We start from the raw sequence: 16,468 nt of genomic DNA, 5'->3' as shown, positions 1-16,468 counted from the left end.
ATATCATGGGGTATCTAAAGGGAAAAAGTTCACTGATGATATTTGAACGACATGCGAATCTGAAATATAAATTTGGAAATCGAAAATTCTGGGCAACCGGATATTACGTTAGTACGGTAGGGCTGAATGCGCAAACCATACAGAAATATATCCGGGAACAGGATAAGATGGATCAAATGGAAGATTCGTTATTCAGTAAAGAATACGAAGACCCTTTTAAGGGTAGCAAGTAGTCATACCACTGCGGCTTGAACAAAGTGAAAGCCAGCGTCATTTAGGCGCTGGCCTGTGTTGGGCCCTTATAGGGCTAAGCGAACCACCCCTTGAAGGGGTGGAAGCGATTTTGTTTTGCGCGAAAGGGTAAATCCGGAATCAATGCTGCATGCCGGTGCTCTGTTCTTTGGCTTCGCCTTTTAATGCATTCCAGCTTTCCAGAGCATGGGCAACGAACATCTTCTGAACTGCGGCGTTTTCGCCCAGGCCATGGATGTACGGAGTTACCTTGAAGCCTTCTTTTTGCAGAATGGATTTATGGGAATCTTCTTCATCGCCAGCCATATCGTTGTTGGCATGGTCACCGGCAACCATCATCATGGGCATCAGGGTTACGTTTTTAACTTTTTCCGCTTTCAGTTTCGGAATTACGTCACCCAGGGAAGGCCAGCCTTCAACGCTGTAAACATGGATGTTGCCTTTGTTCAGGCTGTTGAAGCGGTCCTGTACTACGGAGTAGTAAGCGTTGGACGGATGGGGCGTGCCGTGGGCCATAACCAGAACAGCGTCTGCTTTGCCTAATTTCGGGAACTGGGTCGACATGGCTTCTGCGAAATCTTTTACATCGTCCGGCTGTTCTTCCTGACCCTGCCAGTACAGCAGCGGGGTGCCGAAAGTCATTTTCTTGAAGTTATCGCGATACAGACGGTAGATAGCAGTCTTGTATTCGTATTCCATACCGGGGATTACGTCCAGTGTGGCCAGGGCGATGCGGGTATAGCCTTCAGCCTTCAGCTGTTCCAGGGCTTTTTCCGGAGTGGGGATTTCCAGACCTTCATTGGCTTTTACACGGTCGATGATGATATGGGAGGTGTAGGCGGTAACCACTTTTACGCCGGGCAGCGCTGCCTTAATGGCATCGATGGTCGGGTTGATGGTTTTGTCGCGGGTTTCTTTCATGGTGGTGCCGAAAGACATAACTACCATAGCGTCTTTGTCAGGCAGATTCTGCAAGGCGGGGTTGCTGTAAGAGCGAACGCCGATTTCAGAAGCCTGCTTTAAGGCAGGGGTCGGAGCTTTTACTTCTTCGCTCAGGCTGTAAGCAGCGTAACCGGGGATGGAGATAGCCAGGCAGCTTGCTGCCAGCGCAGCGGCAGTTAACATTTTGCCAAACTTTTTCATTTTGCATTACCTCTCTCGTTTTAAAAATTTTAAATAAAGGTATTTTATTGCGGCCGGCAAATCTGCGAACCAGGAAAGTCACAGTTTTGCGGTCTAAGGTTAATGAAATTATAAATCTTTTTAAGTAAAAAAGCAATACTAATAGTAAATGATATTAATAAAATCAAAAATTTTTAAGGAACAACCTTATTACAGATAAAAAACAAAAACTGCAGGGAAACAGTATGAATCTGTTTCCCTGCAGTTCTGCAGGACAGTATGTTAAATAAAGTACTACTTTGCAGAAGAAGATTTCTTCTTTTGGTCCGCTACCATTTTTTTAATGCCGGCGAAGGTTACGGGGCTGATGATATGTTCAATCCGGCAGGCATCTTTTTCCGCAATGTCCTGGGGAACATTCAGGATTTCTGAAAGGAAGACAGTGAGCGTTTTATGTCTATCCAGAACCGAGGCCGCTTTTTTCAGGCCGTTTTCCGTCAGCACGATCCGCCCGTCGGGTTCCATAATGATATAACCGCTTTTTTTCAGGATACTCATGGCACGGGATACGCTGGGCTTGGAAAAATTCATTTCAGTGGCGATGTCGATGGAGCGGACGTTACCGTTACGCTGTTGCAGTATCAGTATCGTTTCCAGGTAGTTCTCACCGGATTCCAGAAGCACCATAATTATTTCCTCCTCATAATTCAGATGGATTATTATTAACAGGTTTTAATAAATTGTAACATTGAAACACGTTTAACGCAACCGGCACTGTGAGTTTGGAGATACGGCGGAACCATGTACGCTTCCCTGGTATGGTGGTATAATGGTAATATAATAGAAATAGCCGGAAACAACAAGGATGGTCAGATGTCATGTTGCCTTTTGTAAAGGAAGAGAATACTCTCTGGGATTATTTAAAAACAGTGGGGAAGCCGGTCGTTTTATATGGAACCGGTGACGGGGCAGATAAGGTGATAGCCCGTCTGGAGAAAAACGGGACTGCCGTTTCCGGAATTTTTGCCAGTGATGAGTTTGTGAGGGGACAGCAGTTCCATGGTTTTACGGTACGGAAATACAGCGAACTGCTGGCGCTCCGGGAAAACGTGATTGTGCTGATTGCGTTTGCCAGTGAATTGCCGGAAGTGCTGGACCGTTTTTATAAATTGGCAGAAGTCCATGAAACGTATGCGCCTCATGTGCCGGTTTTTTCCGGCGACCAGACGGTTACGCCGGAATGGATACATAAATATGAAGCAGAACTGCAGACAGTTTATGACCGGCTGGCGGACGTTGCTTCCCGGGAAACGTTTGCTGCAGTATTAAATTACAAACTAAGCGGAAAACTTTCTTACCTGCAGGAATGTACGACAAAGCGGGACGATGACCTGAAGGAACTCTTTTCTTTTGGGGAAGAGGAAACCTATGTTGACGCAGGGGCCTATGACGGTGATACGGTTAAAGAGTTTTTGAACCTGTCAGGGCATCGTTATAAAAAAATAGTTGCGTTGGAACCGGATCCGAAAAATTTCAGGAAACTGACGGAATTTATCCGGCAGAACGGACTGAATGCTGTAAGTAGCCTGCAGGCGGGCGTGTGGAGCGAATGCGGCTTACTGGAACTGAACGGAAACGGGGGCCGGCAGTCAACGTTCCGGAAGCCTTCCGGGCATAAAAAGATAAAAACACAACAGGTTGATGTCGTTTCTGTTGATTCCGTCTTAGGTAATGACCATGCGGATTATATGAAGTTTGACGTGGAAGGCGTGGAGAAAGAAGCTCTTACGGGGGCGGCGCAGCATCTTGTACCGGACTGTAACGGAGTTTTGCCGAAACTGCTGATTGCGGCATATCATCACGATGAGGATATCTTTGCCCTGCCCCTGCTTTTATGGGAACTGCAGCCGGATTATAAAATTTATTTGCGGAAACATCCCTATGTGCCCGCGTGGGAGATTAATATTTTCGCAAAATAAGCCGCATCCGCGTGGCCGGAGAAAGACAGGACCTGCTTAGAGGTGAAAAGTTGTAAAAAAGATGTAATTATTACGATTTTATGGTAAAATAAAAGAAAAAAGCATACCACTGTAAGCAGGAATAATTAACAAGATATCGAAAAAATACTCAAGTAGTGTTTGCTAAAGCGGGCCTTGCCGGAGTTCTTCTAGTATTTTTTATAAAGAGGGAGTCCGCACATTCATAGAAAAAATTTTTAAGGAAAGAAGGAGATTAAGCTATGAACAAAAAACTTTTGGGCGCTGCTGCATTAATGGCTATGGCCGCTGTGATGGCTGCAGGCTGCGGAGGCGGCGACAAAAAAGCGGCCGCGCCGGCTGCTGACGCGAAAAAAGGTCCGTCAGGAGAAGTAAGCGTTTACACTTCCATCTATCCTGATATCGTGGACAAGCTCTGCAAACCGAACGTTTCCAAAGCGTTCCCCAACCTGAAAGTAACCTGGTTCCAGAACGGCACGGAAAAACTGAAGACCAAGATTGCCGGCGAAATCAAAGCGAAAAAGATCGGCGCGGACGTGCTGATGGTTGCCGATCCGTCTTACTATCTGGCACTGAAGAAACAGGGCCTGCTGATGAACTACAAATCGCCGCAGCTTAAAGACGTTGTGCTGGCAAGCGATCCGGACGGCGCCTGGCTGCCGGTCCGTGTTAACAATATGATTATCGCCTATAATAAGGATAAACTGGCCAAAGAAGACATTCCGACCAGCTGGGAAGACCTGACAAAACCGAAATATAAAGGCAAAATCGCCATGCCGAACCCGATGCTGTCCGGTACGGCCTATGTAATGGTTGGCGCCATGGCCCTCGATTCCAGATTCGGCTGGGATTATTTCAAGAAGCTGAAAGCCAATGGCCTGCGGGTGGAAGAAGGCAACTCCGCTATCCAGAACAAACTGCTGACCGGCGAATACATGGCTGCCGTTATTTTGGAAGAAAACATCCTGAAACTGCAGGAAACCAAGAAAGAACCTTTGGCTGTATGCTATCCGAAAGAAGGCTGCATCATCATCAATTCGCCAATCGGTATCTTCAAGGATACCAAGAATCCGGAAGCGGCCAAAGCACTGGTTGACTGGTGGCTGAGCCCTGAAGGACAGAAGGCCGTTACCGCCGGCTGGATGCATTCTGTACGTGGCGACGTAAATCCGCCTAACGGCGCCGGCATTAAACTGGCTGACCTGAACAAGAATGCCATTAAGATCGACTGGGAAAAACTGGCATTTGAAGAAGGCAAAATCAAAGAAGCATTCCGTACCAATGTTATGGAATAACGGCTTAACAAAAGAATTACACGGGTACATTATAAAAATCTGAGTTGACAGGAAGCTGATCAGGGGCCGTTTTGGCGGTCCCTGATTTCCCATTCCTTAAGAAGCGCTGATTCAGGACGTATTTCTGTTTTTCGGAAAAGCTTCTGACGAACTGCTCAGTAGTTTCCCGACTCTCACCGGAAGAACCGGGGAAAGGAGCGAAAGTGAAAAAATCTTTGCCCCGCCTCGATAGTAAATTTATTGTAATTGCTATCTCTGTGCTGTTGCTGCTGTATTTTATTGTTATGCCCCTGCTGGTGCTGATTTACGACAGCCTGTTCATCAACGGTGTGTTTGATATCAGTAATTACAAAGATGTTTATGGTAAAAAGGTAAATTGGAAAGCCCTTACCAATACGATTCAGCTTTCGCTGATCGTCATGGTAGCCAGTGTTATTGTTACGTTCCCGCTGGCCTGGCTGGTGGGGCGTACGGATCTGCCGGGAAAGAAAACCTTCCGGACGGTCCTGGTTGCCAGTTATATGATTCCGCCATATGTGGGCGCCATCGCCTGGGTCCAGCTGCTGAATCCAAGCGTCGGGTACCTGAATGAGTTTCTTAAATTTATTTTCGGGTTGCAGAAGGCGCCTTTCGATATATATACCATGGGCGGACTGGCCTGGGTGCTTACGTTGTTCTATTCACCCTTCGCCTTCATTACCATCTCCCGCGCCATGGAAAAAATGGACCCCACCCTGGAAGAAGCGGCCCGGATTTCCGGGTCTTCGCCGCTGAAAACACTGTGGGATGTGACTCTGCCCCTGATGATGCCGTCCATCGTGGCCGGCGGCCTGCTGGTATTCATCGCGGCGGCTTCCTGTTTCGGTATTCCGGCGATCGTAGGCATGCCAGGCAATATCGAAGTGATGACGACCCGTATCGTTACGTTCCTGTATATGGGTGACGATAAAGGCATTCGTGACGCCACGGCCCTTGCGGTTTCCATGATGGTGGTAGCCAACGGCCTGCTGATGTTCATGAGCTGGATGCTGAGCCACAAAGATTATACTACCATCAGCGGAAAAAGTACCCGCCCCAACATGGTGGAGCTGGGAAAATGGAAATGGCCGGCCTTTGCCGTGGTGGCAGGCTATGCCTTCATCGCAGTGATCCTTCCGCTGTCCTCCATTGTTGTAACCTCGTTCCTGGTGAGTATGTCCAAGGGACTGGCGCTGGATAATTTCGGCATTGACGCCTGGATACCGGTAGTAACCAGTTCCCAGTATATGGAAAGCGTATGGCGTTCCATCGGTTACGGTATCGTGGCCGCCTGTATCGGTACTGTGCTGGCCCTGTTCGTTGCCTATCTTTCCGTTAAGACGAATATTACCGGCCGCAGCATACCGGACCTGCTGGTGGTGCTGGGGGGCGCTACCCCTTCCATCGTTATCGCCCTGGCCCTGATTGTCACATTCTCCGGGAATTATGGCCTTAACCTGTATTCCACAATGTGGATCCTGATCGTTTCCTATCTCGTTAAATATATGACCATGAGCGTCCGTACCATCGCCGCGTCCTTAAGTCAGGTGCACATCAGCCTGGAAGAAGCGGCCCTGAGTTCCGGCGCCAGCTGGATCCGTACCTGCAAGGATATCATCATGCCGCTGGTTGCTCCTTCCATTGTGGCGGGCTGGTTCCTGATATTCATGCCCAGCTTTTACGAATTGACCATGTCCAACCTGTTGTACGGCGCGGATACGAAATCGCTCGGCGTGCTGCTGTACGAACTGCAGACCTATGCGGATACCCAGAATGCTTCCGTTCTTTCGGTCATCATCCTGCTGATTGTTTTAATCGGTAACATTATTCTGAATAAAGTGACGAAAGGAAAGGTAAGCATTTAAAAAGTGCTGCCCGGAGAATTACGGGAGCAGATTCCGGAGGCGGCACGTTGTGCGCCACCGGTACTTACGGATGAGAGAATTATTTAAAGCTGTGAAACGGAGGGAAGAGTAACGTGGCAGAGTTAAAGCTTCATCATATATACAAGCGGTATGGCAATGTGACTGCGGTAGGGGATTTTAATATTGAAGTGGCGGACGGCGAGTTTATTTCGTTCCTGGGTCCGTCCGGCTGCGGCAAGACTACCACGCTGCGAATGATCGCCGGCTTTGAAAAGCCTACGGAAGGCGTAATCATGATCGGGGATCAGGAAATCTCCAATGCGGAAAAGGGCTATTTTATGGCACCTGAAAAACGCGGCATCGGCATGGTGTTCCAGAGTTACGCCGTGTGGCCCCATATGAATGTAATTGATAACGTAGGCTATCCGCTGAAGATCCAGAATGTGCCCAAAGAAGAACGGCTGAAGCAGGTCATGCAGATGCTGGAACTGGTTCATCTGAAAGAATACGGGGAGCGTCTGCCCAGCCAGCTGTCCGGCGGGCAGCAGCAGCGCGTGGCCCTGGCCCGCGCTCTGGTAGCCAAACCCAGTCTGCTGTTATTGGATGAACCTTTGTCCAACCTGGATGCAAAACTGCGGGAAAGCATGCGTTTTGAAATTTCCGCCATCCAGAAAGAACTGGGCATTACCGTCATTTACGTAACCCATGACCAGAGCGAGGCCATGACCATGTCTGACCGGATTGTGGTTATGAGCATGGGCAAGGTGCAGCAGATTGGCAGGCCTTATGACATTTATACAAAACCTGCCAACCAGATGGTAGCTGACTTTATCGGACTGGTAAACTTTATTCCGGCTACGGCGAAAGGCGATCGGATTTTTATGCAGGGGTATGAGGGCGTTTCCTTCCCGAACCCGAAAAAACTGGTCGGGGAAGCAGTACTGGCAGTTCGTCCGGAACAGATTACCCTCTCCAAGACCGGGGGCATGGTGGAAGGCGTCATGAATCATCGGTTCTATATGGGCGACAGCGTGGATTACCGGGTCAAGGTAAAAGACCACATCGTCCGTGTGATCCAGAAAGGCGCTGAATACGAAAAGTATAAGGACGGGGAAACCGTGTACCTGGATTTTGATAATGTGATGTCCTTTGCCAAAGATGAGTAAAGAAAGCGAATGATTTATTGAGTTCCAATCCCATAATAACAGCAGGGCAGTAACAAAAGAGACGTTACTGCCCTGTTTTTTATGGTATAATGCTGTTACGGGATAGTATTGCCGCTGTAAGGGAATGCGGAGTATTATCCGGCAGTGTAATCAAATTGTTAACTCATTGCGGTTTGAAATGTCAATTCATCTGTAATGTTGCACACTTATGTTAGGAAAGTTAAGAAATCGATATGAAAAGGTTTTATGTTTTACTTTTAGCGATGTTGTGCCTGCTGCTTCTGGCGGGCTGCGGTTCGCAAAAACAGGATCCGCCTGCGGAAGGAGTCGTCCGGGTCTGCAGCAGCATGAACCGGAATCTCTCGGAAGCCCTTATGGAGGATTTTGCCAACAAGACGGGGATTGTAGTGGAATTTGATCCCCTGGTTGCGACGTCCTTATCCCAACGCCTGGATTTGCTGGGTGCCAGCAAAGTGGACGTATGGCTGGGCGGTTCTGCCGAGGAATATTACATGGCGGCAGAACGCGATATGCTGGTTCCGTATCTGCCCCGGGGCGCTGCCAATATTCCGCCGCAGTACATGGACCGTGACGGAAGGTGGGTTCCCCTGTCCATCGACTACATTGCATTGCTGAGCAACCGGAACAATATGCGGAAGCTGGGAATCGAGCCGCCGTCATCCTGGGACGAACTGCTGCAGCCGGTACTGCACAATGAAATCGTTATGGCCGACCCGGCGACCGGGGGACCGCCCTACGGGCTGATTACTTCTTTATGGCAGCTGCGGGGCCGGGATGCCGCGCTGCAGTTTGCGGGCAGTCTGCGTACACAGCAGGTACTGTATCTGCCGACGGAGGCAAAGGCAGGATACGAAGTGTATCTTGGGAACAAGGCAGTGGCGGTCATGTCACTGCGTCATGCTCTGGCCCTGGAAAGGGAACATCCGTTTTTATATGCCGTTCCGGTGCGGGATGGGAATAAAAATATGATTACGGCGGTTGCGATCCTGAAAAACGGGGAAAAGCGTAAAGAGGCGGAGCGTCTCATGGAATATCTTTTGTCAAAGGAAGCGCTGCAGATTATGCGTGATTACCGGATGAACCCGCTGGCTGATGCGCTGAATGACAAAAACAAGTATGGCGATATCGGGACTGTTCCCAACGATGACCTTCGCTGGATGGCAGGGGAAAAGCAGGCGCTGATCCGGGAATGGATCAATGCAAAGTAACCGGACGGATAAGTTGTATGGTTACCGGCATTTAAGCCGGTTTAACAAATCATATGTTTACAGAAGAATGGGCGAATCTTTTGCGGAAAGGATCCATAGATGAAGACAGGTAATTTACAGCGGTTGAAACAGATAAAATGTTTTTTGTTTGATATGGACGGTACCATCAACCTGGGCATGGAACTGATTCCCGGCATGGAAGGCTTTTTTGACAGGCTGAAAGAAGCGGGGCGCTCATACTATCTGGTTACCAATAATTCCTCCAAAGATCACGGACATTATGTGAAGAAGATGAACTCCATGGGCGTGCCGGTGACAAAAAACAACATCCTGATTTCTTCGGATGCGCTGGTAAGTCATCTGAAACACAGTAAACCGGGGGCGCGACTCTTTGTACTGGGTACGCCGGAACTGAAAGCCACCATTAAAGAAGGCGGATTTACACTTTCTTCCCGTCTGGAGGATGAAACGGATTTAGTGGTGGTGGGGTTTGACCAGACCCTGACCTATGAGACACTGACGATTGCCTGTCGTCTCATTGACAGGGGCGTGCCTTACGTTGCGACCCATCCGGACGTGCGGTGCCCCATCGAAGGCGGGGAGTATATTCCCGACACGGGTGCTTTTCTGGCCTGCATCAAAACCGCTACGGGCAAAGACCCGGAATATATTACAGGCAAGCCCTACGGATATATGGTAGATACGGTGATGGAACGAACCGGTTTGAAAAAAGAAGAGATCGCCATGGTGGGCGACCGGCTGATGACGGATATCCGGTTCGGGACAGATAACGGCATTCTTTCGATTTTGGTGCTGACCGGGGAAGCAACGCTGGAAGATGTGGAGCGGGGTCCGGTGAAGCCGGATATTATCCTGCCCCATGCGAAAGAGATATTGAAGTATTTGTAAAAGTTTGCACAGAAGATACAGCAAGGGAAAAGTTCTAAGCAAAACATCGTGAGCGTTTGCGAAATCTAATGAGATGAAATTTGCCGTCGTGGCGAGACTGTCTGAGGGGCGAAGCCCCGAGTTTCGAAGCCACAGGCAAATGAGTCCATGAAATAGCAAACGGGAACGGTTTTGCGAGAACTTTTCCCTTGTAATTTTTTATGGGCAAAACTTTTATTCTATTACAAAACAGAATGGAATCTCCGCACTGATCAACGACAGCAACGGCACGTCTTCTTTTTTCACCTGGGCAATCACATTGCTGCGGGGATCCATTGGCTGGGGCACGGTTAAAATCTGGAGTTCGCCTTTATAGCGTCCGTACGTATTATTATCGAGCAGGACAGTTCCCACCGGCAGCAGGGAAGATTTTTTCCCGTTAGCCAGATGTTGGGGACCTGCGAATACGGCGGCGTATTCTTTCGGCATTTCGATGATGAGTTTGTTTTCGTTCCGTTCCGGTACGATGGTAACGTCTTTTGCGGTGTCCCGGCTTTCCGTGGCACGGATGACATCTGCCGCCGGGTCGGGGCGGTTGGTATAGGACCGGGACAAAAGGCTTCTGATAAAGGGAGCCTCTGATAAAACATGAATATGTAATGGCAGCGGCGCGTCCGGCTGCCATTCTTTTTTGGGCGGCAGGGCCTTGCGGGAATAACGGGCATCGGCTTTGGCCAGGGTCTCCGGATCGGCCAGTGCTTCCAGTTCCGCCAGCGTAGGATTACTGTCCCCGATAATCAGGCTGTCGCAGCCGATGGCAGTCAAAATGGGGGCGGCGTCACAGGGGGCAATACCCCGGAGGCTTTCCATGGTGGGCAGGCCGGCATACAGCGGTCCCCGTCTGCCGGTCTGGCTGGCCGCGAAAACCCCTGCCGGAATATCGTGCCGGTGCAGCAACGCATTCTGCCGCTGAACCGTTTCAGAACTGAGGCCGGTATGGGGGCGGGGATAAAAATTATGCTGGCCGTCGATGCGGGAAAAATCCGCCTCCGCCTTTAATAACGCATGTAACTCCACGGAACGGGCGGTGGACGCGTTTAGCTGGACATTCATTTCGCGGCTGAAGGCTGCGATGGTTTCCGTTCCGATTCCGTAATCAAAGCGGGCCGTGGTAATGTGAAGTTGTTTCAGCCGGGCCGGTGTCAGCTCGGGTATGTCCAGAATCTTCAAGGTGTGTGGCGAAATATCGGCAATCACATCCAATCCCAGACTCTCCGCAAAGGCAAAAAGATAAAGGGCGTCTTCACGCAGGGAAGTGGCATTGCTTTCCGGAATGTGCAGGGAAGAAAAGACGCGGCTGTAACCTAAGGCCGCTGCCTTTTGCAACAGCAGCAGGCTTTTTTCCCTGTCCGCGTCAAGTCCCGGATATATGGAAATTCCAAGTTTCATAGTATTGTACTCCTATTACGGTTGACCAAACCTTTTTCAGTTTTTCAATCTTTTAAAATAGGTGATGCGTTTTCCGTTTTGGCTTTTGCTGTTGAATCAAATGCAACCCAATATGAGTGCAATGTTGTTACTATCGAAGCTTTTCGAAGCTTTATTTCAGGGCCTGCTTTAGGCGCCCCTGGTTTTCTTTCAGTTTCTGCACAGCTGTTTCGTAATCAATACCGGCCAGATGCATCAGAATCGCAGGCTTTACTTCTCCGCGGGACTGTTCCAGCAGTTTGTCCGCCGTTTCGCCGTCGCAGCCGGAAGCTTCCATTACTATACGCCTTGCCCGTGCCTTCAGCTTGCTGTTGGTACATTGCAAATCGACCATCAAATTGCCGTACACTTTTCCCATCAGGATCATGCTGCCGGTGGAAAGCATGTTCAAAATCAGCTTTTGCGCTGTGCCGGCTTTCATACGGGTTGAACCGGTAATGACTTCCGGACCGGTTACGGCGGTGAGGGAAAGGTTTGCGTGTGCTTCGGTTTCCGGATTTTCCGTACAGGTTACGGCGATGGCATAGGCGCCGGTCTGTTGTGCATATTTCAGCGCACCGATTACATAGGGTGTCCTGCCTGATGCGGAAAGGCCGACGACAACGTCCAGGTTCGTCAGTTTTTGGTTTTGCAGGTCTTCTGCGCCGGCGGATTCGGAATCTTCCGCGCCTTCCTGCGCACGAAAGACAGCAGGCGTACCACCGGCGATGATACCCTGTACCAGTTCCGGCGGCGTGTTGTAGGTGGGCGGACATTCGGACGCATCCAAAATGCCCAGCCGCCCGGAGGTGCCGGAGCCGATATAAAACAAGCGTCCCCCGTGGGAAAGACGGTTGGCAATGACAATTATTGCCCGGGAAATATCCGGGAGGATTTTTTTGACTGCTTTCGGTACAGTCTGGTCTTCCGCATTGATCAGTTTTACAATTTCCAGCGCTGATGCTTCGTCGATGGCTTTGGTTTTGGGATTCTGTTGTTCTGTGGTCAGTTTTGTCAAGTCGATCATGATAATACCTTTCGCAAAAGAAAACTTTCAGGTGGTTTTCATATAATTATATCCTAAATGAGATGACGTGGCAAAAATAAATCGGGGATTGCCGAAAAGAAAAGCAGGTTACAAAATATAAAGGAGTTTCCTTACGGATTTCTTTGCTGTTTCATAATTTTCACATTGACCCTGCGGGCAGTTTATAATATGATAAGTAGGAACTGTCAATTCTTTTATGACGGTTCGGGATGTTTCGAAAGCACTTTGAGGGGAGCGCGGCCAGATTTAAGCTGCGCTGCAGAAGGAGACATATAATTATGAGCAGGAAGATTCCGTACATTTCAAAAGAAAAAGCAGAACAGATTGCGAAAAAATACCCGACGCCTTTTTACCTGTATGATGAGGCGGGGATTCGTAACAGAGCCCGTCTGGTGAACAAGGCATTTGCCTGGAATAAAGGCTTTAAAGAATATTTTGCGGTAAAGGCTACGCCGAACCCGTATATTTTGCAGATTTTAAAAGAAGAAGGCTGCGGTGCGGACTGCTCGTCCCTGACCGAGCTGCAGATGAGCCATGCCGCGGGGCTGACTGGCCATGACGTGATGTTCAGTTCCAATGAAACCCCGGCGGAAGATATGCAGCTGGCCAAAAAAATGGGCGCGATCATCAATCTGGACGACCTGACCCATGTGGAATTTCTGGAACAGGTGGCGGGCATACCCGAAACCATCTGCTGCCGTTTTAATCCCGGCGGCCATTTTGCTATTGCCAACAGCATTATGGATAACCCCGGCGATTCCAAATACGGTATGACCCGGGAGCAGATGGTGCAGGCATACAAAATGCTGATGCAGAAGGGCGCAAAGCATTTTGGCATTCATGCGTTCCTTGCATCCAATACCGTGACCAATGCGTATTATCCGGAACTGGCCCGGCAGCTGTTCACGCTGGCTGTGGAACTGAAAGAAGAAACCGGAGCGGATATCACGTTCATTAATCTGTCCGGCGGCGTGGGCATCTCCTATCATCCGGAACAGGCGGAAAATGACATTCTGGCGATTGGCGAAGGGGTACGCAAGGTTTTTGAAGAGGTGCTTGTGCCTGCCGGTATGGGCAACGTAAGCCTGTTCACGGAAATGGGCCGTTTCATGCTGGCCCCGTTCGGTGCGCTGGTGACCCGCGCTATCCACGAGAAGCATATTTATAAAGAATATATCGGTGTGGACGCCTGCGCAGCAAACCTGATGCGGCCGGCCATGTACGGTTCTTACCATCATATCACCGTGCTGGGAAAAGAAAATGCGGAACTGTCCCATGTTTACGACGTGGTGGGCGGGCTGTGCGAGAACAATGATAAGTTTGCCATTGACCGGAAACTTCCGGAAATTGTAAAAGGCGATATACTGTTTATCCACGATGCCGGCGCCCACGGTTTTTCCATGGGATACAATTACAACGGCAAGCTGCGCAGCGCGGAACTGCTACTGCAGGAAAACGGTGAAGTGAAACTGATCCGCCGGGCAGAGGAACCGAAGGATTATTTCGCAACCTTTGATTTCAGCGAAGAGTTTCCGGAACTGAAAACGTATTGAGAAGTTTCAGCTGAAAACAGACATGACATCTGAAACGATAGCATCATTCGATGTGCCGCAAAGGTAAAAAGGAACGCGGCAGCCGGTAAGACGTAAGCAAAACCGGTTGCCGCGTTTTTCTTTTTAATCTTTCAAATCAGAACCTAACGCCTGTACATCTTCGGCGTGTTCTGTTTCCGTCAGTACATACAGGAAGTCGCCGGCCATGATTACAGTATTTGCGTCGGGTATCAGCTGTTCCGACCCGCGCTTTACGTCTACCAGCAACGTGTGACCGGGCCAGGGGATATCCTGCACTCTTTTATTTTCAATCAGGCTGCCGCTGCTCACCGGAACTTCCACAATATTCCGTTCTTTCCTGACGGTATTGGGTTCAGGCGTGCTGTGACTGTTCAGGGATTTCAGCAGCAGCGCTTCATAAATGGGCTGGCTGCCGCAAAGCTGTGCCACAATGTAGGCGATGGCTGATGCCATACCCAGGATCATCAGGTGGTAAAAACTGCCGGTCATTTCACTGATCAGTACCGTACCGGTAATAGGTGCCCGCACGGAAGCGGAAAAGAACGCTGCCATGGCGATGATGATGATGTTGGCACCGTGACTGGGAAGAATCAGCTGGAAGGCCGTCAGAAAATAGGCGCATATGCTTCCCACAAGCGCTCCCAGTACCAGCATAGGCAGGAAAAAACCGCCCGGGACGCCTGTCCCGTAGCTGATCAGGGTGAAGATAAACTTTCCGGCCAGCAGGGCAAACAGCAGCTGCAACGGAAACGACTTTGTTGCCAGCTCGTCTACCAGACGGTTGCCACCGCCCAGCACCTGGGGCAGCACAAAGCCTAAAACACCGGCGCATAACAGGGCAAACGTGATTTTCATGTACAGGTTTTTAAAGACCGGCAGGCTGTAAAACCGGTGTATATTCAACAGGCCTGCATTGAAAATGACACCGCAGAGACCGGCAATCACGGCGATGAGGATTGCGTACACGATATGGAGATCCAGCGGGAAACGCGGGATACTGCGGAAACTGAAAGTCAGGCCTCCGCCGAAGAACAACCGGGAAACAAAAGTGGAAGTCATGGCTGCCGTCATGGCAGGCAGCAACACAACGGCGGAAAAGTTGCGGTGCAGCTCTTCCAGGGAAAACATGACCCCGGCCAGGGGCGCGTTAAAGGCCGCGGCCAGGCCGGCACTGGCGCCGCTGGTAATCAGATAGCGTTCTTCCATGCGGGTACGCCCCAGGAAACGGCTGACACCCTGGGCCGTTACGGCGCCTAACTGGATGGAAGGACCTTCCCGTCCAAGGGACAGGCCCGCGCCCAGACCGATAACGCCGGCAGTAAGCTTCACCCATAAAATCCGGAACCAGTTCATGCGCATCAGGCCCAGGATAACACCCTTGACCTGAGGGATGCCGGAACCGCCCGCCATGGGTTCGTGCCGGGTGAGCCAGTAAAGGACGCCCCCTACGGCCAGCAGCGCCGCGAACCAGCCTGCCGTATATACAGCAGGCAACTGGCTCAGGTATCCATACAGTCCGATGCGGAATTCTTCCGCTCTGGAAAGTAAAAAACGGAACAGGCTGACCACCAGGCCGGAAAAAATACCCACGACAATTCCTTCCCAGAACAATTTGAACTGGAAACCGTTCCAGTGGTTCAGGGAACGGTAGGTGTTTACCAGTTGTGACCGGGAGGCAGCTTCTGTATTAATCTTTTTATGCGGGTGAAAGAAATTTGCCTTCATACAAAAAGTCCTTATAAATGAATGTCATCTTATTATACCACTAATGCGATACAGGGCAATAAAAAACCCGCAGCAGTAATGATACTGAGCAAAAATAAATTTCAAAACCAAACGGGATTTGATTTATGGTATAATTAAACGGTAATGTATCATGTGAAATGTTGCGTCGGGAAAGGCGGAAGCGTCAAATCATGAATCTCACGATCGCAAAGGATATACGGACGGAGCAGGTAATATCCAAAAGCCGCTTTATCTGTTCCCTTAAAAAAGTTAAAACGGAAGAGGAAGCGCAGGAATTCATAAAAGCGGTGAAAAAAGAGTTTTGGGACGCTACCCATAACTGCAGCGCTTATGTAATTGATGAGCAGCACCAGAGGTCCAGTGATGACGGGGAACCTTCCGGTACAGCCGGCATGCCCATGCTGGGGGTGTTGCGCAAACAGGGACTGCAGCAGGTGGCTGCCGTAGTGACCCGCTATTTCGGAGGGATCAAACTGGGGGCCGGAGGCCTTGTAAGGGCCTATTCGGGCGCCGTTGCTAATGCTGCGGATGTAGCAGGCCTTGCGCAAAAAGTGAAGATGGGGCTCTATGTCTTTTCCTGCGCACCGGGCGAGGCGGGCAGGATAACTAATCTTCTCTATCAGCAGCAGTTGTTTAACCTGGCAGACACGGAATATGGCAATGCAGTGATCTTTACCCTGCGTATGCCGGAGGAAAGAAAACCTGCGGCGGAAAAATGGCTGACGGACACATTGCAGAAGCCCATCGAACTGACGGAAGCCGGATTTGAATATGAAGAAGTACCTGTTTGAAAAAGAATAT

14 protein-coding genes are annotated in these 16,468 nt (G+C 49.9%); 9 read left to right on the top strand and 5 right to left on the bottom strand.

Features of this window, described 5'->3' with window-relative positions:
• Positions 1–233: transposase (locus tag BM159_RS09290; RefSeq protein WP_177205971.1), on the top strand; the 233-nt coding region annotated here is incomplete at its 5' end.
• A 139-nt stretch (positions 234–372) separates the two neighbouring features.
• Here BM159_RS09290 and BM159_RS09285 read toward each other — a convergent pair.
• Positions 373–1,395 (bottom strand): sirohydrochlorin cobaltochelatase, encoded by a 1,023-nt coding sequence (locus BM159_RS09285; protein WP_093913968.1) that lies wholly within the window; start codon positions 1,393–1,395, stop codon positions 373–375.
• Between the two features lie 273 nt (positions 1,396–1,668).
• Positions 1,669–2,061 carry a metal-dependent transcriptional regulator gene (locus BM159_RS09280; protein ID WP_093913967.1) on the bottom strand — a complete coding sequence of 131 codons (393 nt, stop codon included), beginning with the start codon at positions 2,059–2,061 and terminating at the stop codon, positions 1,669–1,671.
• Between the two features lie 191 nt (positions 2,062–2,252).
• Between BM159_RS09280 and BM159_RS09275 the strand changes: the two genes are divergently transcribed.
• From BM159_RS09275 to BM159_RS09250, 6 genes are all read left to right on the top strand, one after another.
• The gene (locus BM159_RS09275; protein ID WP_093913966.1) at positions 2,253–3,353 is read left to right on the top strand and encodes an FkbM family methyltransferase; all 1,101 of its coding nucleotides are present in this window, start codon (positions 2,253–2,255) and stop codon (positions 3,351–3,353) included.
• A 260-nt stretch (positions 3,354–3,613) separates the two neighbouring features.
• Positions 3,614–4,666 carry an ABC transporter substrate-binding protein gene (locus BM159_RS09270; RefSeq protein ID WP_093913965.1) on the top strand — a complete coding sequence of 351 codons (1,053 nt, stop codon included), beginning with the start codon at positions 3,614–3,616 and terminating at the stop codon, positions 4,664–4,666.
• A gap of 203 nt (positions 4,667–4,869) precedes the next feature.
• Positions 4,870–6,549 carry an ABC transporter permease gene (locus tag BM159_RS09265; RefSeq protein ID WP_245763698.1) on the top strand — a complete coding sequence of 560 codons (1,680 nt, stop codon included), beginning with the start codon at positions 4,870–4,872 and terminating at the stop codon, positions 6,547–6,549.
• A gap of 113 nt (positions 6,550–6,662) precedes the next feature.
• Positions 6,663–7,715: an ABC transporter ATP-binding protein gene (locus BM159_RS09260; protein WP_093913964.1), complete on the top strand. Its 1,053-nt coding sequence runs from the start codon at positions 6,663–6,665 to the stop codon at positions 7,713–7,715.
• Positions 7,716–7,948: 233 nt separating this feature from the next.
• Positions 7,949–8,944 (top strand): extracellular solute-binding protein, encoded by a 996-nt coding sequence (locus BM159_RS09255; protein WP_093913963.1) that lies wholly within the window; start codon positions 7,949–7,951, stop codon positions 8,942–8,944.
• Between the two features lie 123 nt (positions 8,945–9,067).
• Positions 9,068–9,853, top strand: a complete 786-nt coding sequence (locus tag BM159_RS09250; protein ID WP_177205992.1) for an HAD-IIA family hydrolase — start codon at positions 9,068–9,070, stop codon at positions 9,851–9,853.
• 213 nt (positions 9,854–10,066) lie between these two features.
• Here the strand turns inward: BM159_RS09250 and BM159_RS09245 are convergent, their stop codons facing one another.
• Positions 10,067–11,281 (bottom strand): MupG family TIM beta-alpha barrel fold protein, encoded by a 1,215-nt coding sequence (locus BM159_RS09245; RefSeq protein ID WP_093913961.1) that lies wholly within the window; start codon positions 11,279–11,281, stop codon positions 10,067–10,069.
• A gap of 151 nt (positions 11,282–11,432) precedes the next feature.
• The gene (murQ, locus tag BM159_RS09240) at positions 11,433–12,326 is read right to left on the bottom strand and encodes an N-acetylmuramic acid 6-phosphate etherase (RefSeq protein ID WP_093913960.1); all 894 of its coding nucleotides are present in this window, start codon (positions 12,324–12,326) and stop codon (positions 11,433–11,435) included.
• A gap of 299 nt (positions 12,327–12,625) precedes the next feature.
• On the opposite strand from murQ, the gene BM159_RS09235 reads away from it, so the two are divergent.
• The gene (locus BM159_RS09235) at positions 12,626–13,900 is read left to right on the top strand and encodes a diaminopimelate decarboxylase (protein ID WP_093913959.1); all 1,275 of its coding nucleotides are present in this window, start codon (positions 12,626–12,628) and stop codon (positions 13,898–13,900) included.
• Positions 13,901–14,023: 123 nt separating this feature from the next.
• On the opposite strand, the gene BM159_RS09230 is transcribed toward BM159_RS09235, so the two are convergent.
• Entirely contained in the window at positions 14,024–15,646 is a 1,623-nt protein-coding gene (locus BM159_RS09230) for a ClC family H(+)/Cl(-) exchange transporter (protein WP_093913958.1), read from the bottom strand.
• 191 nt (positions 15,647–15,837) lie between these two features.
• On the opposite strand from BM159_RS09230, the gene BM159_RS09225 reads away from it, so the two are divergent.
• Entirely contained in the window at positions 15,838–16,458 is a 621-nt protein-coding gene (locus tag BM159_RS09225) for a YigZ family protein (protein WP_093913957.1), read from the top strand.
• Positions 16,459–16,468: the final 10 nt, after the last annotated feature.

The organism is Succiniclasticum ruminis DSM 9236, from assembly GCF_900112895.1.
Taxonomy (GTDB): domain Bacteria; phylum Bacillota; class Negativicutes; order Acidaminococcales; family Acidaminococcaceae; genus Succiniclasticum; species Succiniclasticum ruminis.
Note: the sequence above shows the minus strand (reverse complement) of the source record. Positions and strands in the feature narration are given on the sequence as shown.